The organism is Plesiocystis pacifica SIR-1 (assembly GCF_000170895.1).
Lineage (GTDB): Bacteria > Myxococcota_A > Polyangia > Nannocystales > Nannocystaceae > Plesiocystis > Plesiocystis pacifica.
On sequence record NZ_ABCS01000131.1, the window covers coordinates 1 to 24,181 of the forward strand.

Below are 24,181 nucleotides of genomic sequence, written 5' to 3' on the forward strand. Positions count from 1 at the left end.
CTCCCCCGAGCCGGGCGGACCCGTCTCGGGTGCCCCTCCTCCAGCCCACGCTCGACAGCGCGTTGGTTTTGGCGGGAGTGTTGGCGTTCTCGGCCGGGACGATGCAAGCTGCAACGTCCCGGCGCGGGGTCGCTCGATCGTCACGCGAGTGATGCAAACGCAAGAGATTTGCCTCAGAAGGACCCTCACAGGCGCGTCTTTGGCGTTTGAGACTTCGCAGAGCCTGAGACAGAATGATCGCCAAGGGGCTGCGTCCAACCGCATGCCCGACGACAGGAGACTTTCTAATCATGAGCCTGAACCGCGCTTTCCAGACCCTCAAGACTTCCCTTTTGCTCGGCGGGATCGTCGGCTTCGGCTTCGGCTGCATCATCTCCCTCGAGCCCATCGAGCCCTGCGACAGCGGCAGCAACAACAAGCTCAACGACGAGGGCGAGTGCGAGTGCCTGATCGGCTACGACTGGTGCACGGACGACCCGGCTGACCTCAACTGCTGCGACGACGACATCGGCGACGACGACACGAGCTCGGACGACGAGGTCGGCACCACCACCGGCGACGGCGACACCGACACCACCGGCGACGGCGACACCGACACCACCACCGGCGACGGCGACACGACCACCGGTGACGGCGACGGCGGCACCGGCACCTTGCCCCCCGACGACTGCGCCCCCGAGGAAGAGGGCTTCTTCTGGTGCACCCACGACGCCGACATGGGCCCCCAGGGCAGCCAGCTGTTCATCTGCTCGGGCGGCGCCTGGGTCGAGGACACGGTCACCGGCGACGAGACCTGCCAGTTCAACGGCTTCGACTTCTCCTACGGCTGCGTCGACAACGGCGTGGAGATCCAGTTCGAGTGCGGCGACGGCTCGGGCGCGGACTGTGACGCGGACGCGGCCTACTGCGTCGACGACACCGTGATCAGCGAGTGCGTCTGGGGCAAGGAGACCCACACCGACTGCCAGTACCTGTGCGACACCGTCGGCATCGAGGGCGTGACCTACGAGTACGGCGAGTGCGACGACATCGACCCCGACGACGTGGCTTGCTACTGCTGCGACAGCGACGACCCCGACTGTCCCATCAACGGCTGAACCCACCGCCACCCCACGGAAAAGGCGCGACGCTCTTTGAGCGCGCGCCTTTTCCTTTGCCTGCGCATTGGCGACAATCAAGCGTGCCCGGCCGCCACGCCCCCCTCGCCCTCGCCCTCGCGGCGACACTGTCGTGGGCGAGCGGCTGCGGAGACGATCTCGACCCGGGCGCCGACGTCGGCAGTGATCGGGACGGCTGCGGCGATCCAGGCAGCCACAGCGTCCCCGTGGACGGGCACTCGTGCGAGTGCGAGCCGGGCTACGACTGGTGCTCCGACGCCATCGACGCGTTCGACTGCTGCCCCGTGCAGGGCTCCGGCGACGAAGAGGCCGGCGAGGACGAAGGCGTGCCCCCCGACCTGCCCTGCGACGCCGAGGCCCTCGAGCAGCTCGTGTGCCTCGAAGATCCCGACTCGGAGCTGCCCGGCGACGCGCGGGTGTGGGCCTGCAACGGCGAGGCGTGGATCGAGGCCAAGGGCTACTCGACCTTCGCCTGCCTCGCCCAGGGCTTCCCCTTCGCCTACGGCTGCCGGCCCGCGCCCGAGGGCGCCGAGCTGCCCGAGTTCCTGTGCGGGCACGGGCCCGGCTCGACCTGCGACCTCGCCGAGTTCAACGCCAAGTGCACCGACGAGGACATCATCGACGCCTGCGTGTGGGGCCGGCGGACCATCGATCGCTGCAGCCGGCTGTGCTCGGCGCTCGGGGCCTTCGGTCCCGGCTACACCACCGGCGCGTGCTTCCAGCCCGAGCCGCCGGATCCAGAGTCCGAGCCCGATCCTGCCAGCTGCGTGTGCGAGTGAGGCCCGCGCCCTCGGTCAGCCGCGCCAGCGAGTCAGCCGCGGCTTGGGATCCTTGCGCAGCACTCGGGCGAGCTTGAGGCCCTCGGCGAAGGCCCAGCGCAGCGCCTCGTCGACGCCCTCGGCCGCAGCGTCGACCGGCGCCCCCGACTCGTCTTCGATGGTCGCGGAGCCGTCGGCGTCGCGGCGCAGGCCCCCCCGCCACAGCCGCTGCTCGGGCAGGTAGATCAGCAGGGCGTAGCGCAGCCCCGCCTCGTCCTCGCGCTCGAACACGAAGCGCGCGCCGCTCTTGGGGTGGAGGTCTTGGCTCGATGGAAGCATGGCGCTCAGGGACTCAAAAGTGGAATACCAGCCCGCCGGGGGGCCCTTGGGTCGCCGCGCGGCCGGAGCCGATCGTGCCCAGCTCGGGCTCGAAGCTCGGCGGACGAGTGAGCACGACCGCCGCCGTGACCCCGCCGGCGATCAAGACCGCGCCGCCGACGACCGCGGCCCAAAACCAGCCCTTCTTGACCAGCGGGCGATCGTCTTTGTCCTCGCTCCCGCCTTCGTGCTGGGCGATCAACCGATCGACCTCGACGATGCGCCGCTGCGCGTCGGCCCGCGCCTGCGCCTCGGCCTGCTCGTCGAGCTGCGCCGCGCCGATGTTGATCACGTAGTTCTCGTAGAGGCGGCGGGCCTTGTGGAGGTGCTCGACGTCGTTGTCGAGGTCGTACCAGCGCGTATAGGCCTGGCCGAGGTTGAACAAGAGCTCCGGGCGCTTGCTCAGGTGGTAGGCCTTCTCGAACTGGGCGACGGCCTCTTCGTAGTTGCCGAGGGCGTAAGCGTCGCTGCCAGCCGCGTAGGCCTCGCGGGCCTCGTCGCTGTCGCCGTCATCCCCCTCGGCCTCGCCGTCGCCATCGGTGAGGGCGATCCGAGCGTCGACGGCGAAGGGGCTCGCCCGAGCCTCGAAGCCGAGCGTCGCCACGCACAGCGCGACGCACAGCGCGAGCGCGCGAGCGCCTACCGCTGGCACGAGAAGGTCCCTCCAGGCTCCTCCGCGCACCCCGGACAAAAGGCCTCGTAGAGGTCCCCACCGTCGCACAGGAACAGGGTGTCGTCGGGTCCACAGCCGAGCTCTGGGCCGTCGCAGCTCTGACCCACGGGACACAGGCAGGCCGCGGGCGCACCGATGCCGCCGCAGCCATCGCTCGCCCCGGGGCCCGGGCAGATGTCGTCGCTACACAGCGCCGCGAAGTCCCCCGGCGTGGGCTCCACGAGCATTTCGGTCTCGTTGTCGCAGTACAGCGCGTGCCCGGCCTGGCCGTCGGGCGCGGGGACGCACGCGTACTGACCCACGAGCGAGCACGGGTCACCGGGCATGGGCCCGTCACCGCCAGTGCTCGTGTCCTCGCTCTCCGACGAGGTGTCCGCGCTCTCGCTCTCCGACGAGGTGTCGCTGGTCTCCGTCGAGGTCTCGCTCTCTGACGAGGTCTCGCTGGTCTCCGTCGAGGTGTCCGCGCTCTCGCTCCCCGAGGTCCCGGTCTCCGACGCCTCGTCCTCGCTCTCGGTCCCGTCGCCGACGAGCTGAGCGCAGTCCTCCGCCTCCGAGTCGAGGCTCAACACCTCGCCCGGGCCGGGGAGCGCGAGCTCGCCGTAGTCGATGACCGCCTCGGCGTCCGCGAGGCTCCCGGCCGTGGGCGTGGGGAACCAGGCCAGGCGCACCTGCGCCGAGCTGACGCCCTCGCCGGGGTTGTAGCCGACGGTCGCGTAGCCGTCGGCGAAGGTCGCCGCGTCGATGGACTCGAAGGCGACGGAGTGGGTCTCGAGCACGACGCCGTCGCCGTCGAGGCCGTCGATCTCCACGAGCACCGCCTGCGGTTCGGCGCCATCGAAGGCGCAGGGGAACAGGCGCAGCTCGATGGTCGTGCTCTTCGAAGCACAGCCGGTCTGCGTCGCCGACAGCCCGAGGCCGAGAGCCAGCGCGAGGGCCAGCCCGCAGCGCGGCCGCACCCACACCCCGCCCGAGCGTGCTCGTCCCCCGCTCGAGGGGGCGCGCGCGGACGGAGGCGAGCTCACTCGGGCTTCCGATCTGCGAGGGACCGAAGCTCGCGCAGGCCGGGGCCAAACTCGGCGCGCACCAGGTAGGGGTGCGCCCAGCCGAGTTCGATGCGCTGGTTGTGGGGCCCGTCGAAGAGCTCGACCACCCAGCGGCACCAGCCGGCATGGGGCGCCGGCGCCTGGCCGGGGCGCGAGGGCTCGAAGCGGACCCACATCCACGGGAGCTTGTGGCGCATGCTCCACTCCTTGGCGAAGTCGCGGATGCTGCGGGCGCAGGCCCGCTGGTTGACGTCGCTGAGGTAGGCCGTGACGTAGGTGTTGTAGGTGATGACCGGCGCCTCGGGCTGGGCCGGGATGGCGGCGGCGAGGAAGTCCTGGACCTCGTCGGGCAGGCTCAGGCCCTCGACCCGCGCCCGCGCGAGGGACTCGTCCGTGCGCGCGCGCTCGTGGATGTCGATGGCCTCGCGCAGGCGATCGAGGCGGCGCCGCTGGTCGCCCCAGACCGAGGCCTCGAGGCGGGCGTCCGCGCCCTCGACGTCGAGGTCGAAGGGGCTCGAGTCCCCGCCCACGCGCGAGAGAATTTCGGGGCCCACGCGCATGGCCTTGGTGAACTCCCCGAGCCCCTCGGGCTGCTCGCCCCGGCACAGGATCAGGAACTGGTCGCGCTTGCCCTTGCCGATGCGCAGGCGCTCCTGCGCGCTCCAGGCCAGGTCGAAGCGGCGCTGCTCGGCGTAGAGGTTGAGGCCGGCGTTGCAGCCGAACTCGATCAGGTGCGCGGCCTCGACCTCGAGCAGGACGGCCGGCAGCAGCCAGGCCAGCCCGCGAGAGCTCTCGTTGGTGATCACCCGCCAGCCCGCGGCGAGCTCGAACAGGTCGCTGCCCAGGGCCGTGACCGCGCGCAGCAGGTGCGCGGCGAAGTCGTGGTCGCGCGGGTCCTTGGCGCCGGGGCCCTCGCCCTCGGCGACGGTCTTGTAGTAGGGCCGCAGCTCGGCGACCCGCGGGTCGTCCTGCAGCACGAACCAGTGCAAGACCGCGTTGAGGCGCAGGGCCGGGTCGAGGTCGTTGATCCACCCGGTCTCTCCCCCGTCGGCCTGATCGGCGTCGAGCAAGGTCGCGATCCGCTCACACGCCAGGCGCACGCCCTCGACGTCGCCGAGCGAGTGCCCAGCGGCCTCCGGGTCACCGAGCCAGGTGACGGCCGCGTCGAGGAGAGCAGCAGTGAGCGCCGAGTAGCCCCGCACGAGGCTCGCCTGGACCGCGAGGTTCTGCCGGTGACGGCTCCAGTCCGAAGTGGACGCCATGGCTCTCGTCTACCACGACGAGCCCACCTTCGCCCACCCGCAGCCCAGGGCGAGCCGCGGCTCACTCGATGGACCAAGGGAGTGAGGAGCGTCTCGGGGGGCACCTCACTCTGCCCGCTCACGGCGGGTCTGTTTTAGCCGTCGTGGACGACGCCACCTGCTTGCGAGCCCCGGCGAGTTCTGAAACGATGCGCCCGCTGTGCGCGGTCGTGTCGGAGCGCTCGAGTATCACCGCTGGGCGCGGACGGTGCCTGGCTCGGCGCGCTGGAATTTGAGCGCTAGCGGCGTTCCAGACACGCTCGGCGCCGACGCCTTGGCCCATCGACCAAACCCGGGCCCGGGCGCTCGGGAGGCCCTCGAGCTGCTGTCCAGCGTCGACGCCCCCGCCCTCGCGGACGCCTGCCGCCGAGATCGCGCGACGGCGATCACCGCCCGCTTCATGGCCCTGGTCGCGGCCCGCTACGGCGTCGCGCCCGAGTGCGTCGTCCCGACCGTGGGGACCCACCAGGGCATCACCCAGGCGCTGTTCGCCCTCGCCCGTCCGGGTGACCACGCGATCGTCGAGCGCCCCGCCTTCGAGCCGCTCCACCGCGTCCCGGAGACCCTCGGCCTGAGCGTCTCCCGGCTCGAGCGGCGCTTCGAGGACCAGTGGCGCCCGCTCTCCGATCGCCTCGCGCGCCTGCTCACGCCCAAGACCCGGGCCGTGATCTTGTCGAACCTCCACAACCCCTCTGGCGTCGCCATCGAGACCGCTGAGCTCGAGGCCATCGCCGAGATGGCCGCCCGCGTCGGCGCCCAGGTGTTCGTCGACGAGGTCTACCTCGACTTCGACTTCGGCGCGGACGGCAAGCCCTGGCGGCCCGCGGCCGTGGCCATCGACAACGGCCTGAGCGCGTCCTCGATGACCAAGGTGTTCGGCCTGTCCAGCGTCCGCGTGGGCTGGCTGGTCACCCGCGACCCCGACGTCGCCGAGGCCCTGCGCCACGCCAACGCCTACTTCCACGTCACCCCGCCCCTGCCCTCGCTGGTCCTGGCCAACGCCGCCCTCGAGCGCGCCGAGGCCCTCGAGGCCCTCGCCCGGACCCACAGCGCCCGCGGCCGCGCCCTCGTCGACGCGTGGCTCGAGGGCGAATCGCGGCTGCGCTGGGTCCCCCCGAGCGCGGGCCAGACCGGGCTGCTCGAGCTCCCCCCGCTCACCCCCGACCCGGTCTTTTGCGAGCACCTGCGCGGCCGCTTCGACACCCAGCTCGTCCCCGGCAGCCTGTTCGAGGCCCCGGGCTTCGTGCGCCTGAGCTACAACCTCCCGCCCGCCGAGCTCGAGCGCGCCCTCGGCCACATCTCGGCCGCCCTCGACGAGCTCGCCCCGTGACGCTCTCCCCCGAGCACAGCCACCGCCGGATCCTCGCCGCGGTCTCGACGATCCCTCGGGGGCGCGTGGCGAGCTATGGTCAAGTCGCCGCCATGGCGGACCTGCCTGGGCGAGCGCGTTTGGTTGGGCGCGTGCTCTCGCTGCTTGCGCCGGGGAGCAAGGTGCCCTGGCAGCGGGTCTTGAACGCGCAGGGGAAGATCAGCTTGCCGGACGAGCGGGGGCGACGGCAGCGAGCGCTGCTCGAGGCGGAGGGGGTGGAGTTTCGCGCGAGCGGGCGGGTGGATCTGCGCCGCTTTGGGATTGGGGCGGAGTAGCGGAGCTCTCGTGGCTTCGACGGTGCAACAGGACTGCGGTGCCTGGTCGGCTCCGACGGGTGCTCCGCGGCCTATTCGGCGGGCTCCTCCCCACTCCTGCGCTCGAGCCGAGCCACGATTGACTGCTCTTCCAGGGCTGTAGGCGGCTCGGTGCTCGTCGCAGGGACCCCTCCCGCCGAGCGGCCTGCTGTGTATGCGCCAGAAAAATGCCGGGCTAACCAGGAAGAGGCCCGAGACGGCCGGTTGCATCCCCACCAACCTCCACAACCAGCAAAGGTCCCAAGACCAGCGGTCTTCACCCCCGCCAAAACATTTCTACTCGCCGCCCCGTGACCGGAGCCGCAGCGAGCGAAGCGAGCGTGAGGTGGATGAATCGCGCGCAGCGAAGCGAGCACGATTCATCGTCGGGGCGGACGCTGTCGAGGGCCTCCCGATAGCACCTCATGGGGAAAAATAGCCTGCCCTCAAATCCGGGCTGCATGAAGCAGTGGTCGGACAACCCCGCCGCATGTAGCAGTGCTCATACAACCCCGCCGCATACAGCAGTGGTCATACAACCCCACCGCACTCAGCAGTGGTCCTAAATCCTCGAGCAACCTCAGAAATACCACCCAATGATGGCTTCGATGCTCACGGTGTGAATCGTGAAGTCATCATCCCGCGGACTCCCGAACTGATCGTCATCGTCCTCAAAAAAGAACCCCAGATCGACGTCGAACTCGCCGCCAATGAACAGGTTTTTGTACACGATCGCCTGCACCCCGCCGCCCAGCTGCATGTTGAAGCCAGGCGCGGACTCCCTGCCGTCGAGGTCGAAAAAGTCATTGCGCCAGTTGACGTTGACCACGGCCACGCCGCCGCCCATCAAGCCATAGCCCCAGACCTTGTTGGTCCCAGCGCCGATCCGAGCCTCGGGCATGAAGCGCACCAGGTGACCGCCGAGGTCGTCGTAGTCGAGGTCGTCGAAGATCACGAGCGAGTGCTCGAACACGCCGCCGATGGTGGCCTTGAACAGCTTGCCCTCGGCGAACATGTAGCCCCCGCCAAAGCCCCAGCCGAAGGTCGGATCGAGGTCGAAGAAGTCGTCGGTGTCGACGGGGATGCTGACCGAGCCGGGCGTGCCCATGATGTAGCCGCCCTGGTCGAAGCCCCCGCCGCCCTTGGCCTGCGCCTCGCCGCCGCCGAGTCCGACGGCCGCGGCCGCGAGCACCGGGAGACCGACACCGAACGCCGCACGCAACCAGGGAGAGGGGAAAGGACCGACGCCGAAACGCATGACCACAGCTTTCAACATGCCGCGGCGTTTGGCCATCATCGGCGGCCAAACTGCGAGGGCCGAATTCTGCCTCACACCTTGCTCAGTGACTGTGATGCATCACAGTCACTGTCTATTTGGCCGTCGTGGACGACGCCACGCCCTCCCTGCCCCACGTCCACGACTCAGAGACTGTGAAATTTTCACAGTCTCTGACCACTTTAGCCGTCGTGGACGACGCCACGCCCTCCCTGCCCCACGTCCACGACTCAGGCGCGGCACCCAGAGCGAGGCCACGTTCCTGCGAACTCAAACGAAGCGATTGCTCGGCACCGGCGAGCCCGTGCGCTGGATGGTCCTCCGACCAGCGCTGCGCAGCACACCCGGCCGGGCGCCCTCGGGCAGGTCACGCAGAACCTGGAGTCCCGCGATCAACGCGCTCCGGTCCTCGACCCGGACCTCGCCGAGCTCGGCGTCGACGATGCGCTGGGCGAGGGCCTCGACGGGGCCGTCGTCGCCCCCGGAGACCTCGAGCTCGAGCTCACCGTCGGCGCCCTCGACCATGCGCGGATGCCCGGCGGCCCACGGGGCCACGCGGTGCTGGTGCAGCGCGGTGCCGAGGTCGGGGCTGTAGAAGAAGGGGTCGGTCCAGCATGAGGCGTGGGCGTAGAGCAGCTGCCCGGGCCGGTGCTCGCTCATCGCCTCCAAGAACGCGCCGTCCTCGATGGCCTCGAGCTCGTCGACGACGACCAGGCCCGGCTGTCCGGCGCCCTCGAGGGACCACGGCCGGACGGGCAGGCCGAGCACGGAGCCCGCGGCCGCGGCGAGGATCTGGGCGCCGCGCTCGGGGCCGGCGACGACCTCGGGCGGGCGCAGCTCGAGGGCCCCGAGCACCGCCGCCAGGCTGTCCAGGCCCTCCCGCTGCAGGGCATAGTTGTCGTAGAGCATGGCGTAGCGCCCCCGCATGGCGTCCTCGAGGCCCGCGGGGCTGCGGTGCAGCAGCGCCCCGCCGCCGAGCACGAGCTGCCAGCCGACGAGGTCGTGGGCGTCGAGGGGGCACACCCCGCGCAGGGCCCCGTGGCGCGCGAGCATGGCCTCGACGGAGGTGACCATCTCCGCGAGGGGCTCGCCGTCCTCGCCCTCGAGGGCCTCGGCGAAGCGCTTGCGCAGCTCCCCCAGGCTCGCGCGGGCCAGCTCGACCTCGCCGATCATCACGGCGTTGAAGGCCAGGCTGTAGCCAAAGATGGGGCTCGCGGCGACCAGGCCCGAGCGCTGCAGCACGACCACGGCCTCGAGGTTGGCGAAGGTCGCCTCGAGGTTGGGGACGAGCTCGGCGACGAGGCGAGGGTGGGCCGGCGCGAGGACCAGGCCGTGGCGCAGCAGCCGGGCCGCGACGCCAAACTGGCGCTGCTCGTGGAGCTCGTAGGCGACGGTGTGGATCGCCCCGAGGTCGGTCGGCGCGGCCGCGAGGGCGTGGAAGGGGGCGGCGTACTCGGACCCGCCGAGGGCCTCGCTGACCTGGGCCAAGAGCGCGAGCTGGGCCCCGAAGGTCTCGGCGTCGGCGCTCGCGTCGGCGTCCTCGAGGAGCGGACGCAGCAGCTCGTAGGCCGCCGGCGCCTCGCCCTGCTCGAGGTGCGCGAGGATCTGGGCGCGCGCGGCTTCGAAGTTGGGGGCGGGCTCGGAGTCGGGAGGGTTCGCCATCGCCCGCAGCCTACTCCCCCGCGCCCGGGGAAGGCGAGCCGCGCCCGGGCTGGCGACTCAACTCGTCGTCGAGGCGCGCGAGCCAGGCCTCGAAGGGGGCGCGCGCCGGGGATTGGCCCTGACCCTGACTTCGGGCCATGCCCGCGAGGGCCCGGGTCACGCGCTCGCGCTCGCGGGTCAGCCACTCGCCGTAGAGCGGATCGTGGCCGCGCCCGAGCACCGGGCCGAGGTCCCGCTCGCGCTCGGAGTAGACCCGCCGCGTCCCCGCCTCGAGCGGGGCGCAGGCCAAGGTCACGTAGATCCGCCGGGCCTCGAGGGCCAGGCGCTCGTCGACGATCTGCCACCCCAAGCTAGCGAGCTCGACGCGCAGCTGGCCCAAGCGCGGGAACACGTCGTTGGCCTGAACCACCAGGCGCGCCACCCCCTCGAGGTGCCCGCCGCGACCCCCCTCGGCGACCAGCCGCCCCGCCAGGCCCGCGCCGATGCCCGCGAGGGTCACCGTGGCGACCCCATCCACACCGCCGGGCGTCAGGACCTGCGCCCCGTCTCCCAGGCGCAAGTCCACGCGCCCCTCCAGCCCCGCCGCCGCGACCCCCTCGCGGGCCTGCGCGAGGGGGCCGGCGTTGAGGTCCCCCGCGATCGCCCGCGGGACCCGGCCGCTCGCAACCAGGGCCGTCGCCAGGTAGGCGTGATCACAGCACAGGTCGGCCATGGGCTGGCCGGGCAGCACGAACTCGGCCACGGCGCGCAGGCGCGGGCCGAGCTCGGCGAGGGTCGAGGGCGCAGCCGCCATCGGACTCTGGAGGGCTCAGCGGAACACGTGGCGACGGTAGTGCCGCAGCTCGCCGATCGACTCGCGGATGTCGTCGAGGGCCCGGTGCGCCTCGGACTTCTCGAAGCCCGGCAGGTCCGGATACCAGCGCCGCGCGAGCTCCTTGATCGAGCTGACGTCGACGCTGCGGTAGTGCAGGAAGCCGTCGAGGGCCGGCATGTAGCGCACGATGAAGCGGCGATCCTGGCCGATCGAATTCCCGCACAGGGGCGACTTTCCGGGCTCGCAGTGCTGGCGCAGGAAGTCCAGGGTCTGGGCCTCGGCCTCGGCCAGGCTGATGCTCGACTCGCGCACGGCCTGGGTCAGGCCGCTCGCGCCGTGGTGCTCGGTGCACCACGCGTCCATGCCGTCGAGGACCGCGTCGCCGTGGTGAACGACGAGGTCGGGGCCCTCCGCGATGATCTCCAGCTCGGCGTTGGTCACCAAGGTCGCGACCTCGAGGATGACCTCGCGCTCGGGGTCGAGGCCGGTCATCTCCATGTCGAGCCAGATCAGGTGGGGCTGCGCGTCTGCCATGACCGCGACAGCCTACCCAGCAAAGCCCTAGCCGTCACTCGGGCCTGGACTCGGGCTCGGCTCCGCGGCCGTGGCGAACACCCGCAGCGTGTCCGCGACCTTGGTCGCAAGCAACAGCTCGCGCCCGTCGGCGGTCATCGCCACGCTGAAGCCGCGGACCTCCGCGGCCTCCTCGGGCCCCTCGACCACGAACCACGCGCCCCGGGAGTCGCGGAACCACAGCTCCTGCCCCGTGACCATCCACAGCCCGCCCTCGACCCCGGACCACAGCCCGCGGGGCTCGCGGACGAGGCTCTCGAGCTTCCACCCGCCGGCCTCGAAGTGCAGCAGGTGGTGCGCGGCCACGCCGTCGACGTCGACGCTCGCGGCCATGGTCGCGCTGTGGCGCTGGCGCGGGACCTGGATGCCAAAGCGCCAGCGCTCGCCCTCGGGCAGCTTGCGCGCCTTGGCCTCGACGCACGGCCAGCCCGAGCAGTGCACCTGCACGTAGACGCCGTCGGGGCGCTGGCTGACGTTGTAGAGCTCGCCGCCCGCGGTCTCGAACACGTCGAGCACGCGCTTGCCCATGCGCTGGCCGACCTTGGGGTTCGGGACCACGCTGCCGAGGCGATAGATCCGCGAGCCCTCGCGGACCAGCACGCCCGAGTCCCAGCCCACGCGCACGCTGCCCTCGTCGAGGGCCCACCACTGCTCGCCGCGGTGGGTGCGTGGGCGCCAGTCGGCCTTGGCCTGGGCCTTCCAGCCGTCGTAGCCGAACAGGCGGTGCTCGACGACGAGGGTCTCCCGCCCGCCCTCGACGAGGGTCCGCGTGCGGCTCTCGACCACCCACGCGGCCTTGGGCCAGCTCCCCTGCAGCTCGCCCTCGGGCAGCTCGAGCTCGGGCAGCAAGCGCAGCGCGCCCGCGTCGTCGCGCTCGACGAAGCCTTGGGGGCTCCGGCCCAGGGCGCCTCGGGCCAGGTACAGCCAGTCGAGATCATTGATCGCCGGGGTCTCGAGCTCGCGCCAGCTCACCGTGCGCGCGGCGGTCTCGATGGCCTGGCGCGGGACCATGCGCGAGTCGAGGGTCGGCGCGGCCTGGGCCTCGACCTCGACCTCGGCCTCTGCGGAGACCGGCACCGGATCGCTCGAACCAGTCCCGCCGACCTCGACCTCGATCTCCACCTCGAGGGGCTCCGGCTCTGCCTCGGATTCAGGCTCGGGTTCAGGCTCGGGCTCGCCTTCTCCCGAGGCCGGCTCGAGCTCCGGCTCGTCCTCCGGTGTCGCCGCCCGAGCGCGCGACTCCTCGGCGGACTCCCCGTGCGCCTCGCTGACCTGGACGCAGGCCGAGAGCGCGAGGAGGAGGGCCGATGAGGCCAAGCCAGTGCGTGCGTGCGCGGGTGCCAAGATGAGCGCCATTTTTTACGGAGCTCGACCCATCATCCATGCGCAAGCGCACTGAACCCATGCCGAGGATCTCGTGTTTCCCGGCCTCAAACCCCACCAGGGTCGCTTTTACCGCCTCCCTGGTGGTTGGGTGACGACCCCGTCTATTCGCCAATCATGGCGAGGAAATCGCCCTCGGAGATGACCTTCAGCGCCGCGCCGCCGTCGATGAGCTTCTCGGCCTTCTTTTGCTTGCTGGACTTCGCGCCCTTCCCGGCCCCGACCACGAGGTAATCGAGGGACTTGCTCACGCCCGAGGCCGGGACGCCGCCGTTGGCCTCGACCTTCTCCTGCGCCTGCTTGCGCGTGAAGGCCTCGAGGGCGCCGGTGAACAGGAAGGTCTTGCCACCCAGTGCCCCCTCGGCCGCGGCGGCTGCCGCCTCGGCCTCGGCCTCGGGATCGCGCTCGGGCAGATCGACCACGGTCACGTGCTCGAGCAGGGCGTCGATGAGCTCCGCGCGGGTCTCGAGCCCAGCCAAGAGCGCGTCGGCGATGGCGTCCTTGATGCCCTTGACCTCGAGCAGCGCCTCGCGGCTGACCCCGCGCACGCCAGCGAGGGTGCGGAACTCGTTGGCGAGCAGCACCGCGTTTTGCTTGCCGAGGTGATCGATGCCCAGGGACTGGAGGAAGATCGGCAGCTCGATGCGGCGGTGGGCGTCGACCTGGGCGACGAGGTTCTCGGCCGAGCGCCGACCCAGGCGATCGAACTCTTCCAGATCCTCGACGCGCAGGGTGTAGAAGTCCGCGGGGCTCGACAGCAAGCCGGCGTCGACGGCCTGGGTGACGACCTTGGGCCCGAAGCCCTGGATGTCGACGACCTTGGCGAAGTGCTGCAGCTCGCCGAGCCGGGCCGAGCCGCAGCCCTCGGGCTTGGAGCAGTACAGGAACTCGCCGTCCCGCTTCTTGCGGCGCACGGCCTCGCTGTTGCAAGCCGGGCAGCGCTTGGGGATGTCGAAGGTCTCGCCCTCGGCCCCGGGGGTGACCACGCGCTCGACGTAGGGGATCACGCCGCCGCGCCGGGTCACCTCGATGGCCGCGCCCGCGGTCAGCCCGAGCTCGTCGAAGTGGTTGAGGTTGAACAGCCCGGCCCGGGCGATCATCGCCCCCGAGAGCTCGATGGGCTTGAAGATGGCCACCGGGGTGATGGTCCCGGTCCGGCTCACCGACCACAGCACCTCTTCCAGGGTGGTCGTGCCCGTGTCGCCCTGGAACTTGTAGGCCATGGACCAGCGCGGGTGGTGCCCGGTCTCGCCCATGCGCCGCTGCTCGGCGACCTCCGAAGCCCGGTAGACCACGCCGTCGATCTCGTAGTCGATCTCGTCCGCGGAGCGCCGCGCCGACCAGCGCTCGTAGGCCGCCTGCAGCTCTCCACGGGGCACGAAGTCGCACTCCTCCACGGCGAAGCCCAGCGCCCGCAAGCTGGCGAACTTCTCGCGCTCCGTCGGGAGCTCCGTGCCCTGCAGGTCGTAGGCGTAGAAGCTCAGGGTGTAGGCCTTGGTCTTTCCCCGCTCCTTGTGCTTGATGGCGCCAGCGGTCAGGTTGCGCGGGTTGGAGTACTGCTCCTTGTAGCGCTCGAACACCGACAGCTTCATGAACAGCTCGCCGCGGACCTCCACGGCCGGGGCCGCCCCGTCGGGCCCGGGGAGCTCGGCGAAGGCCGCCGGATCGAGCTGCTGGGGGACGTCCTCGACCTCGAGCACGTTGACGGTGATGTCCTCGCCCTCGCTGCCGTTGCCCCGGGTCGCGGCCAGGAACAGCTTGCCCTCGGCGTCGTAGCGCAGCGAGCAGGCGACGCCGTCCATCTTGGGCATGACCAGGACCTCGCCCTCGAATTTTTCGGTCCACGAGTAGAGGTCCTCGGGGCCGTAGCACTTGTCGAGGGAGAGCATCGCCCGGGTGTGGCGGACCGGCGCGCCGAGGCGCTCGGCCGGGGGGATCGAGGCCGTCGCGTCAGCCTCGATCACGGGGCCCTCGGGGGTCGCCTCGCCGAGCTCGTCGAGCACGGGGTGCGCGGGGTCGAGGCGGCGCAGGCCCTCCACCAGGCGGTCGTAGACGGGATCGGGGATGGTCGGCGCGTGGAGGTTCCAGTACTCGTGGTTGGTCCGGCGAATCAGCGCCGCGAGGGTGTCCGCGTCGAAGCTGGGCAGGCCCGCCTCGATCGCGGCGGTGTCCAGACCAGAGACATCGGGGGCGGCGGAGTCGACTTGCTTCGCGGTTGGGGCCATCGCTCTTTCGATACCAACCCCGACGGGGTCGAGCCAGGGAAATCGACGCCTCCCGTGGTCTCTGGCAGATCAGGAAAACATGGCTGTAGAGCGTCGATTTCGCCCAGCTACAGCTGCATTTGAGAACATTCATTTGCTTCGCTCGCGGACCCTCGGGGAGGGCGACTGGGGACCCTCTCAAACCTGTCCACGAGGTCGGGACCCAAAGGCTGCGAACCCGCCCACGAGCGCGCGTGGAGACTCGCTCGATCCGCCATGTGGACCGGCCAAGCAACGCAAAAGGGGAGCCGCCGGGCTCCCCTTTTGAAAGGCTGCGGGCCGAACTCAGCGCGCCGGGCCGCCGGCGATGAGGCTCAGCATCCGCCGCATGCCGCCGCGCACGGGCTGGGGCAGGACCTTCTGCACGCGGCTGAGCACGGGGACGACGAAGTGGTCGCCGATGGCGTCGGCCGCCGCCACGAAGCCCGAGGGCAGGGGCTTGAACATGAGGTCGAGGTGGTCGTCCTCGGTCTCGATGCCGTCGAGGGTCATCAGCGCGGTCATCAGCCCGACCACGTGGCGGACGACGGGGTCCTCGCGCAGCTTGGGCACGCGCATGAGGTCGATGACCAGGCGGTTGCCGTGGGAGTCGACGATGAAGTTGGGGATGTCCGGCAGGTGCTGCATCAGGTCGCCGGGCCGCGACAGGTCGAGGGAGCGGGTGATCAGCAGCGCCGAGATCTGGCTCTTCTTGGAGCCGATCGGCACGAGCGAGACCTCCTCGAGGCGAACCTCGATGCGCATCTCCTCGCCGGTCAGCTGCATGCGATCGATGTAGAGCACCGCGCCGGCGCGGACCCGCGTGTCCATGAGGTCGAAGGTCGCGGCCATGCGCAGGCCCGGAGGCACGGCGCCGATCTCCACGTCCTCGACCTTGTCGTTGTCGGCGAGCTCGGCGGCCAGCCAGCGGAAGGCGGCGAGGGGCACCCCCACGCGCATCCCGATGGCGTTGCGGATGATCCGGCTGAACTCCTCGGGGTGGCTGCGAAGGTAGTGTCGCGCGGCGGCGAGGGCATCGGCGGGTCGCATGAGGCTCGGAGCATAAGCGAGGGAGCGGCCGGCGTCTGCCGGTCGGCGCACAGATCGACCAAAATCGCTCCAGATCGCCCCTGTTCGCGGGCGTGTGTCGTCCGGCGCCGTGGCCCCAGCATTCGCGCGAGGGGCGGGCTCGACCCGAAATCGAGCTATGCTCCCCGCGATGCGCCCGACTGCAGGCCGACTCACCCCGGCCCTCGCCACAATTTTTCTCGTCCTTGGGGGGCTGCTCGTCGGCGGCACCACGCTGAGCGGGTGTACGACCGTGCGCACCGACAAGGGCAAGGGCGGCGGCGTGCCTGGGGGCAAGGGCGGAGACGACCAACCCGGCGCCTCGGCGACCAAAGCACCGACAGCCATCGCCGTGGGCAGCGGCCACAGCTGCGCGGTCCGGGGCACGGGCGGCGTGTCGTGCTGGGGCGCCAACGACGAGGGCCAGCTCGGCGACGGCACCCTCGACGACCGCAGCAGCCCCGTGCCCGTGGCCAACCTCGCCGACGCCGTCGAGGTCGTCGCCGGACGCAGCCACACCTGCGCCCGCAAGCGCTCGGGCGCCGTGGTCTGCTGGGGCGCCAACGATCGCGGGCAGCTCGGCAGCGGCATGGACACCGCGAGCCGTCGACCCATCGCCGTGCGCGGCCTCGGGGACGCCGTGGCCCTCGCGGCCGGCGACGACCACACCTGCGCCGTGCGCGAGAGCGACGCCGTGGTCTGCTGGGGCGCGAACCAGGACGGGCAGCTCGGCAACCTGACCCGAAACTCGTGGAACGAGCCGGCGCAGATCCGCGGGCTGACCGACGCCGTCGGGCTCGCGGCCGGCTCCCGCCACACCTGCGCCCGGCGCAAGAGCGGCGGCGTGATCTGCTGGGGCGCCAACGAAAAGGGCCAGCTCGGCGACGGCGGGACCAAGGGCCACGAGCGCCCCTCGGTGGTCGCCCAGCTCCCCGCGGTCCAGGGCCTGAGCGCCGGCGGCTCGCGGACCTGCGCGCACACCCGCGAGAGCGTGCTGTGCTGGGGCGACGACGGCGCGGGCCGGACCGTCAAGCGACCCGCGGCCGTCGCCAAGGGCAGCGCCGCCGATCCCATCGCCGAGGTCGAGGTCGCCCTGCACCACGCCTGCGTGCGCTTTCAAAGCGGCGCCGCGCGCTGCTGGGGCGAGAACCAGGACGGGCGCCTGGGCGACGGCAGCACCCAGTCGCGCAAGCAGCCCGCGCCGGTGTCGGTCTCGCAGCTCGCGGACCTGGGCCTGGGCGACCGACACAGCTGCGGCTTGCGCAGCGACGGCAAGGTGCTGTGCTGGGGCGACGACGCGGCCGGGGCCCTCGGGCGCGGCGACGCGGCGGCCCAGCCCGCCGAGACCAGCGACGGGCCCCGGGCGGTCCGCAAGGTCGCCAGCGCCACCGACGTGGCCTCGGGCGACGGCTTCAGCTGCGCCCTGACCCAGGCCGGCGAGGTGATGTGCTGGGGCCGCAACGACCTGGGCCAGCTCGGGCGCCCCACGGGCAAGGACACCTTCACCGCCGACCCGGCGCCGATCCCCGACCTCGACGCGGTCTCGATCGCCGCCGGCCCCAACCAGGTGTGCGCGGCCCGGCGCGAGGGCGCCGTGGTCTGCTGGGGCGACAACCCGGCGGGTCAGCTCGGGCGCCCTGGGGCCCAGCCGATCCGCCGCCCTCAGCCCGTCACCGCCGCGAAGATCACCAACGCCGTCGAGGTCGCCGTGGGCTCGGCGCACGGCTGCGCCCGCCTCGAAGACGGCAAGGTGACCTGCTGGGGCGACGACAGCGAGGGCCAGCTCGGCGACGGCGTGGGCGACCGCGGGGGCAAGGTCTCCGGGCTGTCCGACGCGACCATGCTCGACGCCGGCCGGGCCCACACCTGCGCCCTCAAGCGCACCGGCGCCGTGGTCTGCTGGGGCGCCAACAACCAAGGCCAGATCGGCAACTCGGCCAGCGCCGCCGCCCTCAAGACCCCGGTCCAGGCGCCCATCGCCGTGGTCAAGCTGCCCAACGCCGTCGAGATCAGCGTGGGCCCCGAGCACGGCTGCGCGCGCAAGTCCGACGGCACGGTCGCGTGCTGGGGGCACAACATGAAGTCGGAGCTCGGCAGCGGGACCGCGAGCGGCGTGTGGACCAGCCGCGTGCCGGTCAAGGGGGTCAAGAACGCCGCCGCGCTGGACGTGGGCATCGGCTTCGCCTGCGTGCTGTCGAGCAAGCGGCTGATGTGCTGGGGCGACAACGCCTACGGCCAGGCCGGCTTCGCCGGGGACTTCTCGCCCACCGCGCGCCAGGGCCTCTCGGGCCTCGACGCGACCCAGCTCGCGCTCGGCCGGGACCACGGCTGCGCCCGCATGCGCAACGGCGAGGTCCGCTGCTGGGGCGACGACGCCAAGGGCCAGCTCGGCGACGGGGGCCGGGCCAGCTCGGCGACGCCCGCCGAAGTCCCCCTGTGAGTGCGTTGACCGGGGCTCGCCAAGGGCCTATCCAGGCTCCATGCGCGAGTCCGACGACGCCCGCTTCGAGCCTGGCCCCGACCTCGAGTTCGAGCACGTCGGGACCATGGAGATCGGCGATCGCCTGGTGCTGTGCGACGTCGAGTTCCTCGCGCCGCGCTTCGCCGGCATGGTCGCGGGCGGACCCGGTACGCCAGGGGCGCGGGTGCGCCTGGACTTCGAGGCCGAGGTCGAGGCGGGGACCTGGCAGGTGCTCGCCGCCTACGCGCTCCCGCGGGTGCCCGACGGCGACGGCGACGCGCCCCCGCCCGCCTTCGTGATCCTGACCCACGACCGCGAGCTCGAGCACGACCTGCCGCTCGACCACGCCGAGGCCGTCGCGCTGCTGCGCATCGACTCGGGCCGCTTTTGTGCGGTCGACGTCGAGCTGCGCGGCGACATGGACATCCAGCGCGCCGTGCTCGAGGCGCCCCGGGAGCAGGTGCCGTGCATGCTGACGCCCCTCGGGGGCCCCGAGGGCAGCCCGCCGCGGGGGACCTTGATCGACCTCGATCGCGCCGGGGTGTTCGAGGTCTACGCGCCCGCCGGGACGGGCGAGGCTCCCCGGACAGCGCTGTTTTTGACCCTCAGCGGTTGAGTCGTGGACGTGGCGTCGTCCACGACGGCAAAAATGGTCACTCGCGCTTGAGCTGCCGACCCATGAGCTTACGGACCGCGGTGGCCGTGTCCAGGCGCCCCGAGACCAGCGCCGACACGGCCGTGATCAGCGGCGCGTTGATGCCCCGCCGCTCGCAAAATGCCGCGACCCGATGCGCGACCTCGATGCCCTCGACGCTCCCGCCCGCCTGGGCCAGGGCGTCCTCGGAGCTCGCCCCGCCGGCGATGGCGTCGCCGAGGATCATCTCCGGGCGCTGGCTCCCGCCCACGGCGGCGATCAGATCGCCAAAGCAAGCCAGGCCGTGGAAGGTCTCCGGCTTCGCGCCGAGGGCCTCGCCGATGCGCGAGACCTCGGCCACGCCGCGGGTCGCGAGGGCGCCGATGGTCCCGGGCCCAAAGCCGACGCGCTTGGCCACGCCGATGGTGAACAGCAAGATGCCCGTGAGCGCGGCGGCCAGCTCGACCCCGCGCAGGTCGCTGCTCGCGTAGATGCGCAGCGTCGGCCCGCCGATGGCCGCGCGCACGGCCTCGACGACCTCCGGGAACTCGCTCCCGACCACGCCCGCGCCCGGCGTCCCGGCGTCGAGCAGGTCGGCGCTGACCGGGCCCGCGAGCGCGCCCACGCGGCGACACGGCGTCAGCGAGCGCATCGGCGCGCTGAGGGTGCGCAGCTCGTCGTCGAGCAGACCGCGGCTGACGTGGACGAGCAGGTGCCCGCCGTCGAGGTGGTGGCCGAGGGTGTCGAGGGCGAGGCTGACGTAGCGCGACGGTACGGCCAAGAGCACGAGCTCGGCGTCGACGAGCTGCGCCACGTCCGTGCTCACGCGCACGTTGGGCAGGTCGAAGCTCGGCGCGCGCCGGCTCCAGACCACGACCTCCCCGGTGCGCGACGCGGCCCGGACCAGGGCCCGACCAAAGACCCCGCCGCCGACGATGCCGACGAGCGGGCGAGCCTCCTGGGCCTCGCTCATTGCGCCCCTCCGAAGCTGGCGATCTCCAGGGCCGCCGCGCGCTCGCCCTCCCCCGAGCCGGCCAGGCCCTCGGCCCAGGGCACCAGGCGGTTTTGGTAGTAGAGCAGCAAGGCCGGATCCTCGAGCGAGATTTCCTCCCCCTCGAGCCGCACCACCGTGCGCTCGTGGTAGCCGTCCCACGCCCCCATCGCCCGCTCGAGGGCCCGCTCGGCGCTGTCCGTGCGCAGGTGGTCGCTCATGTGGACCTCGCCCGCGTCGGCCAGCGCCCGCAAGCGATCGCGGGTCTCCGAGTAGCGGCGCACGAAGTCGGCGTGGTCCCAGCGCAGCTCCCCGCGTCGGCGCATGCGGTCGAACAGGTCGCTGCCCGGGGTCTGCTCGATGAGGTAGCGGAACAGCACGTGGGCGACGAGCTGCGTGGTCATGATCACCGTCTCGCGCCTGAAGTGCTCGACGATGACTCGGCCCAGCTCGCGGGTGTAGGCCGCGTCGCGGGCCGGGTCGAGCACGGGCTCGCCGCGCCGGGACACGTAGCGCACCGGGTCGATGATCCGCCCGTCCGGGGCCAGGGAGCGCCCGCGGTGATCCACGAGGTTGCCGAAGGGATCGATGGGCCGACCAAAGCGCAGCACGCAGGCCGACTCGTAGCCGACCAGGCGGTTCAAGAACGCGATCCAGCGGTCGAGCTGGCTAAACTCGTCGTCCTCGATGATGTAGCGGGCCCGGCCCTCCTCCACCAGGTAGTCGCCGATCAGGCTCTCGGCCTCGAGCACCAGGGCATAGTTGATGGTCATCGGCACGAAGAAGATCGGCCGGGGCTGCTCGCCGCGCGCCTTGGCTCGGACGGCCCGGCGCGAGTAGGCCTCGACGCCGGTCCCCGCCAGGCCGAGCTTGAGCCGGGACTCGATCATGTTCGAGCGGCTGCGCGTGCCCCCGGGGAAGAACAGCGAGTGGTAGCCGCGCTCGATCATCACGCACGAGTAGGCCTTGAGCACCTGCTTGTAGAGCCGCGCCTTGACCCGCCGGTCGACCCGGTAAGCCCCGAGGTTGTGCATGAAAAAGGAGATGATCGGGTTGGTGAACAGGTTCTTGCCCGCGCCGTAGACCGCCGGCGACAGGCCGCTGCGGGCCAGGCTCTCGCCCAGGGCCAGGGAGTCGAGGTTGGACGAGTGGGTCGGGACCAAGACCATGGTCCCGACCTCGGCGAGGTTGCGGAAGTGGTCGACGTGGCCCGAGATCTCGATGAGCTTGTCGAGGGCGAAGCGCCCGGAGTTCATCACGGCGCCGCGGGCCAGCTCGCGCGGGCTCATGACCCCGGCGATCAGCCCGGGGAGGGTCTTGAGGGCGAAGTTGTAGACCCGCGGGTCGAAGTTCCCGGCGATGTCCTGGGCCATGTACTCGACGACCTCGCGCAGGGTCTGGCGCTGCTCGGCCTCGGACATGCGCGCGAGCTTGCGGACGACCTTTTGCCAAAAGCCCAGCCACTCGCGGACCTCGTCGTCGCGCTGCTTCTCGAGCCGGGCGATCTCGTGGTGGGCGGTCTCGTTGAGCAGGACCTCGAGGGACGCCCGACCCCGGCTCAGGTTTTGGGCCACGACCCGGGCCGAGACCTCGCCGATGACCATGTCGCGCTCGTCGTTGAAGCCGAAGATGCGCGGGGCGTGGGCGGCGGGCTTGGACGCGAACCACTGCGGCAGGCGGATCGGCTTGGTCAGCAAGTCGCGGACCCGGGAGGTCTTGGGCTTGGGTGCGGGCTTCGACATCGGCGGTCTGGGTCCAGAGCATACCTCCGGGCCCAGGCCGCGGGGAGTTTCACCGACGCGGCCCCAGGGCCCGCGCGCAGACTCACGATCGGCGCGCGCCCCTGCCCCGGCGCAGACGCTGATACGCTGGCGCCATGCTGTCCTTACCTCCCCGCTTTGCCGCCCTCGCGTGCGCTCCCGTGGCCCTGCTCCTGCTCGCCTGCCCCGTGGAGGTCGTCGATGACGAGAGCGCGGACATCGAAGAAGTGGACGGGGGCGACGAGCCGGGCACCGCCGAGGGCGAGGAGGCCGAGGAGACCGGCGGGACCGACGAGGGCGGCCCCTATGGCCACGGCAACCTCAACCCCGACTGCATCGGCGACGCGCCGGTGGTCGTGTTCGAGACCAACCTCGGCACCATGACCGTCGAGCTCGACGCCGTGCGGGCGCCGATCACCGTCGAGAACTTCCTCGGCTACGTCTCGGCCCAGCACTACGACCAGACCGTGTTCCACCGGGTCATCGACGGCTTCGTGATCCAAGGCGGCGGCTTCGACACGGACTTCAACTTCCTCGACACCCAGGGCACGATCGTGCTCGAGATCCACCCGGAGCTGCGCCACGTCGACGGCGCCCTGGCCATGGCCCGGAGCAACGACCCCGACTCGGCCGAGGCCCAGTGGTACATCACCGACGGGGCCCAGGGCGGCCTCGACGACAACTACGCCGTGTTCGGCTTCGTGACCGAGGGCCTCGAGACCCGCGACGCGATCTCGGCCGTGCCCACGGGCAGCAAGGACATCGAGATCGACGGGCAGGTCTACGCCTTCGAGGACGTGCCCGTGGACAACGTCGTCGTGCAGTCGATGTACTGCGCGGCGCAGTAGCGCCGCGGGTCACAGCGTCCCGACCTCGACGGCGCCGTGGCGCAGCAGCACGGGGCGCAGCTCCGTACGGCTGCGCAGCAAGAGCATCACCGGCCGGCGCTCCAAGACCTGGGCGACGGCGCGCATGCGCCCCCTCAGGGCGCGCAGGTGATCGGGGGTCTCCGTCATGAAGGCCAGGCCGCCCGCGAGCCCGCCCAGCACCGAGCCGAGGGTGACCGCGGCCAGGGTCGTGACCAGCGGAGTGATCGGCACGTCGCCGAGGCCCGCGGCGAACAAGGACACGGACACGAGCGCCGTCGAGAGCCCGACCGTCATCGCGCCGAACAGCACGCCGCGGCGCGCGAGGGTCCTGTCGAGGGGGACCTTGTCTCGGGTCAGCTCGTCGGTCGTGGCGACCAACTCGACCTCGGCGTCCGCGACGGTGTCGAGGACCTTTCGCGCTCGCTCTGCGCGCTCACGGCTGGGAAAGATGGCAAATTTCAGGGACTGGTTCAGCAAAGGTTTCCTTTCGTTTGGGTTGTGTCAGCTCGGAGCGCCCATCGCCTGGGCCTGCGAGCCATCGTCTATCAATATGATCACATCATAGCATACCATGCACATTTGTCAATCACCGCGCTTTCGAGTGAATCGGGCCACCCCGGCCAGGAACTCCGGGCTGGCGATCACCCCCACGCCGTGCTCGAGCTCGTTTTGGAGCGCCCCGTCGAGGGGCATCGACCACTGCTCATAGCTCGACAGGCGATCGGCCCGCATGCACGCCTGGGGAAAGGCGGTCAGCTGCTCGGCGAGCTCGCGCGCCCCGTCGAGGGCGCCCCCGGGCGGGCACAGCCGGTTGGCCAGGCCGATGCGCTGGGCCTCCTCGCCGCCGACCTCTCGACCCGTCAAGATCAGGTCCATGGCGTGGGAGTGGCCGATCAGGCGGGGCAGCCGGACCGTCCCGCCGTCGATCAGCGGCACGCCGAAGCGTCGGCACAGCACGCCGAAGCGGGCGTCGGTGGCCGCGACCCGCATGTCGCACCACAGCGCGAGCTCGAGGCCCCCGGCGACCGCCCAGCCCTCGACGGCGGCGATCACCGGCTTGCTCAGCAGCATCCGCGTCGGGCCCATGGGTCCGTCGCCCTCGGGCGCGACGCGGTTGGGCGCGCCCGCGGCGATGGCCCGCAGGTCGGCGCCGGCGCAAAAGCAGCCCTGGGCGCCGGTCAAGATCGCGACGTCGAGCTCGCCGTCGGCGTCGAAGCGGCGAAAAGCGTCGGCGAGCGCGGCCGCGGTCTCCCGGTCGACGGCGTTGCGGCGCTCGGGTCGATCGATGGTGACGACCACGCGGCGGCCCTCCACTTCGTAGCGAACGGTCTCGGCCATGGGCCATGCTACCGCCTCGAACCAACCGGAAGGTCGCACGACCGCCGGGGAGGAAGAGCGGCCGCTAGAGAGGAGGCCCCGTCACGGCCCTAGCGGAGGCTCACACCCTTACCGGAGGGCTCCAGCCCGACCGCTGGGGAGGAGGACCCGTCACGGCTTCGCCGGCGCGGGGGAGG

Annotated in this window: 22 protein-coding genes; 7 read left to right on the forward strand and 15 right to left on the reverse strand. The window is 71.6% G+C overall.

What is annotated here, in order from left to right; genetic code table 11:
* Window positions 1–290: 290 nt before the first annotated feature.
* Both PPSIR1_RS49785 and PPSIR1_RS37020 read left to right on the forward strand, forming a co-directional pair.
* A complete protein-coding gene (locus PPSIR1_RS49785) occupies window positions 291–1,097 on the forward strand; it encodes a hypothetical protein (RefSeq protein WP_006976405.1) in 807 nt (268 codons plus the stop codon).
* A gap of 83 nt (window positions 1,098–1,180) precedes the next feature.
* Window positions 1,181–1,897 carry a hypothetical protein gene (locus PPSIR1_RS37020; RefSeq protein WP_006976406.1) on the forward strand — a complete coding sequence of 239 codons (717 nt, stop codon included), beginning with the start codon at window positions 1,181–1,183 and terminating at the stop codon, window positions 1,895–1,897.
* A gap of 15 nt (window positions 1,898–1,912) precedes the next feature.
* Here PPSIR1_RS37020 and PPSIR1_RS37025 read toward each other — a convergent pair whose 3' ends face one another.
* From PPSIR1_RS37025 to PPSIR1_RS37040, 4 genes are read right to left on the reverse strand one after another with little or no spacing between them, the layout of a single operon-like run.
* Entirely contained in the window at window positions 1,913–2,215 is a 303-nt protein-coding gene (locus PPSIR1_RS37025; protein WP_006976407.1) for a hypothetical protein, read from the reverse strand.
* A 13-nt stretch (window positions 2,216–2,228) separates the two neighbouring features.
* Window positions 2,229–2,906, reverse strand: coding sequence for a tetratricopeptide repeat protein (locus PPSIR1_RS37030; protein ID WP_157596381.1), 678 nt, complete (start codon window positions 2,904–2,906; stop codon window positions 2,229–2,231).
* Window positions 2,894–3,889, reverse strand: coding sequence for a hypothetical protein (locus PPSIR1_RS37035; protein WP_006976409.1), 996 nt, complete (start codon window positions 3,887–3,889; stop codon window positions 2,894–2,896). Before PPSIR1_RS37035 ends, PPSIR1_RS37030 begins: the two co-directional genes overlap by 13 nt.
* 56 nt (window positions 3,890–3,945) lie before the next feature.
* Entirely contained in the window at window positions 3,946–5,232 is a 1,287-nt protein-coding gene (locus tag PPSIR1_RS37040) for a DUF2332 family protein (RefSeq protein WP_006976410.1), read from the reverse strand.
* A 313-nt stretch (window positions 5,233–5,545) separates the two neighbouring features.
* On the opposite strand from PPSIR1_RS37040, the gene PPSIR1_RS37045 reads away from it, so the two are divergent.
* Window positions 5,546–6,601: an aminotransferase class I/II-fold pyridoxal phosphate-dependent enzyme gene (locus PPSIR1_RS37045; protein WP_006976411.1), complete on the forward strand. Its 1,056-nt coding sequence runs from the start codon at window positions 5,546–5,548 to the stop codon at window positions 6,599–6,601.
* A complete protein-coding gene (locus PPSIR1_RS37050; protein ID WP_006976412.1) occupies window positions 6,598–6,915 on the forward strand; it encodes an MGMT family protein in 318 nt (105 codons plus the stop codon). The genes PPSIR1_RS37045 and PPSIR1_RS37050 overlap by 4 nt, the downstream gene beginning before the upstream one ends.
* Before the next feature lie 598 nt (window positions 6,916–7,513).
* On the opposite strand, the gene PPSIR1_RS37055 is transcribed toward PPSIR1_RS37050, so the two are convergent.
* The 7 genes from PPSIR1_RS37055 to PPSIR1_RS37090 form a co-directional block, all read right to left on the reverse strand.
* Window positions 7,514–8,230 carry a hypothetical protein gene (locus tag PPSIR1_RS37055; RefSeq protein WP_157596382.1) on the reverse strand — a complete coding sequence of 239 codons (717 nt, stop codon included), beginning with the start codon at window positions 8,228–8,230 and terminating at the stop codon, window positions 7,514–7,516.
* A 249-nt stretch (window positions 8,231–8,479) separates the two neighbouring features.
* Window positions 8,480–9,871, reverse strand: coding sequence for a hypothetical protein (locus PPSIR1_RS44900; protein WP_006976414.1), 1,392 nt, complete (start codon window positions 9,869–9,871; stop codon window positions 8,480–8,482).
* Between the two features lie 10 nt (window positions 9,872–9,881).
* Window positions 9,882–10,664, reverse strand: coding sequence for a tRNA (adenine(22)-N(1))-methyltransferase (locus tag PPSIR1_RS44905; RefSeq protein ID WP_006976415.1), 783 nt, complete (start codon window positions 10,662–10,664; stop codon window positions 9,882–9,884).
* 15 nt (window positions 10,665–10,679) lie between these two features.
* Complete coding sequence (gene orn, locus PPSIR1_RS37075; RefSeq protein ID WP_006976416.1) at window positions 10,680–11,219, reverse strand: oligoribonuclease; 540 nt, start codon at window positions 11,217–11,219, stop codon at window positions 10,680–10,682.
* Between the two features lie 27 nt (window positions 11,220–11,246).
* On the reverse strand, window positions 11,247–12,575 hold the full coding sequence (locus PPSIR1_RS49790) for a hypothetical protein (RefSeq protein ID WP_006976417.1): 1,329 nt from the start codon (window positions 12,573–12,575) through the stop codon (window positions 11,247–11,249).
* A 170-nt stretch (window positions 12,576–12,745) separates the two neighbouring features.
* Window positions 12,746–14,866, reverse strand: a complete 2,121-nt coding sequence (ligA, locus tag PPSIR1_RS37085) for an NAD-dependent DNA ligase LigA (protein ID WP_006976418.1) — start codon at window positions 14,864–14,866, stop codon at window positions 12,746–12,748.
* Between the two features lie 324 nt (window positions 14,867–15,190).
* Window positions 15,191–15,934, reverse strand: coding sequence for a hypothetical protein (locus PPSIR1_RS37090; RefSeq protein WP_006976419.1), 744 nt, complete (start codon window positions 15,932–15,934; stop codon window positions 15,191–15,193).
* A 169-nt stretch (window positions 15,935–16,103) separates the two neighbouring features.
* Here PPSIR1_RS37090 and PPSIR1_RS37095 point away from each other — a divergent pair, with 169 nt between their 5' ends.
* A complete protein-coding gene (locus PPSIR1_RS37095; protein WP_198154698.1) occupies window positions 16,104–18,392 on the forward strand; it encodes an RCC1 domain-containing protein in 2,289 nt (762 codons plus the stop codon).
* A 40-nt stretch (window positions 18,393–18,432) separates the two neighbouring features.
* Window positions 18,433–19,029: a hypothetical protein gene (locus PPSIR1_RS37100; protein WP_006976421.1), complete on the forward strand. Its 597-nt coding sequence runs from the start codon at window positions 18,433–18,435 to the stop codon at window positions 19,027–19,029.
* A 37-nt stretch (window positions 19,030–19,066) separates the two neighbouring features.
* On the opposite strand, the gene PPSIR1_RS37105 is transcribed toward PPSIR1_RS37100, so the two are convergent.
* Both PPSIR1_RS37105 and PPSIR1_RS37110 read right to left on the reverse strand, forming a co-directional pair.
* On the reverse strand, window positions 19,067–20,020 hold the full coding sequence (locus PPSIR1_RS37105; RefSeq protein WP_006976422.1) for an NAD(P)-binding domain-containing protein: 954 nt from the start codon (window positions 20,018–20,020) through the stop codon (window positions 19,067–19,069).
* Complete coding sequence (locus tag PPSIR1_RS37110; RefSeq protein ID WP_006976423.1) at window positions 20,017–21,780, reverse strand: 1-acyl-sn-glycerol-3-phosphate acyltransferase; 1,764 nt, start codon at window positions 21,778–21,780, stop codon at window positions 20,017–20,019. The genes PPSIR1_RS37105 and PPSIR1_RS37110 overlap by 4 nt, the downstream gene beginning before the upstream one ends.
* A 134-nt stretch (window positions 21,781–21,914) precedes the next feature.
* Between PPSIR1_RS37110 and PPSIR1_RS37115 the strand changes: the two genes are divergently transcribed.
* Window positions 21,915–22,646 carry a peptidylprolyl isomerase gene (locus PPSIR1_RS37115; RefSeq protein WP_198154699.1) on the forward strand — a complete coding sequence of 244 codons (732 nt, stop codon included), beginning with the start codon at window positions 21,915–21,917 and terminating at the stop codon, window positions 22,644–22,646.
* Window positions 22,647–22,655: 9 nt separating this feature from the next.
* On the opposite strand, the gene PPSIR1_RS37120 is transcribed toward PPSIR1_RS37115, so the two are convergent.
* Entirely contained in the window at window positions 22,656–23,045 is a 390-nt protein-coding gene (locus PPSIR1_RS37120) for a hypothetical protein (RefSeq protein WP_157596383.1), read from the reverse strand.
* Between the two features lie 204 nt (window positions 23,046–23,249).
* Complete coding sequence (locus PPSIR1_RS37125) at window positions 23,250–24,005, reverse strand: crotonase/enoyl-CoA hydratase family protein (protein WP_006976426.1); 756 nt, start codon at window positions 24,003–24,005, stop codon at window positions 23,250–23,252.
* Window positions 24,006–24,181 lie beyond the last annotated feature (176 nt).

Coding starts and splice junctions, on each gene's coding strand:
- PPSIR1_RS49785 (WP_006976405.1), top strand. CDS start 291: ATGAGCCTGAACCGCGCTTTCCAGACCCTCAAGACTTCCCTTTTGCTC.
- PPSIR1_RS37025 (WP_006976407.1), bottom strand. CDS start 2,215: ATGCTTCCATCGAGCCAAGACCTCCACCCCAAGAGCGGCGCGCGCTTC.
- PPSIR1_RS37040 (WP_006976410.1), bottom strand. CDS start 5,232: ATGGCGTCCACTTCGGACTGGAGCCGTCACCGGCAGAACCTCGCGGTC.
- PPSIR1_RS37055 (WP_157596382.1), bottom strand. CDS start 8,230: ATGATGGCCAAACGCCGCGGCATGTTGAAAGCTGTGGTCATGCGTTTC.
- PPSIR1_RS44900 (WP_006976414.1), bottom strand. CDS start 9,871: ATGGCGAACCCTCCCGACTCCGAGCCCGCCCCCAACTTCGAAGCCGCG.
- PPSIR1_RS44905 (WP_006976415.1), bottom strand. CDS start 10,664: ATGGCGGCTGCGCCCTCGACCCTCGCCGAGCTCGGCCCGCGCCTGCGC.
- orn (WP_006976416.1), bottom strand. CDS start 11,219: ATGGCAGACGCGCAGCCCCACCTGATCTGGCTCGACATGGAGATGACC.
- ligA (WP_006976418.1), bottom strand. CDS start 14,866: ATGGCCCCAACCGCGAAGCAAGTCGACTCCGCCGCCCCCGATGTCTCT.
- PPSIR1_RS37090 (WP_006976419.1), bottom strand. CDS start 15,934: ATGCGACCCGCCGATGCCCTCGCCGCCGCGCGACACTACCTTCGCAGC.
- PPSIR1_RS37095 (WP_198154698.1), top strand. CDS start 16,104: ATGCGCCCGACTGCAGGCCGACTCACCCCGGCCCTCGCCACAATTTTT.
- PPSIR1_RS37100 (WP_006976421.1), top strand. CDS start 18,433: ATGCGCGAGTCCGACGACGCCCGCTTCGAGCCTGGCCCCGACCTCGAG.
- PPSIR1_RS37105 (WP_006976422.1), bottom strand. CDS start 20,020: ATGAGCGAGGCCCAGGAGGCTCGCCCGCTCGTCGGCATCGTCGGCGGC.
- PPSIR1_RS37110 (WP_006976423.1), bottom strand. CDS start 21,780: ATGTCGAAGCCCGCACCCAAGCCCAAGACCTCCCGGGTCCGCGACTTG.
- PPSIR1_RS37115 (WP_198154699.1), top strand. CDS start 21,915: ATGCTGTCCTTACCTCCCCGCTTTGCCGCCCTCGCGTGCGCTCCCGTG.
- PPSIR1_RS37125 (WP_006976426.1), bottom strand. CDS start 24,005: ATGGCCGAGACCGTTCGCTACGAAGTGGAGGGCCGCCGCGTGGTCGTC.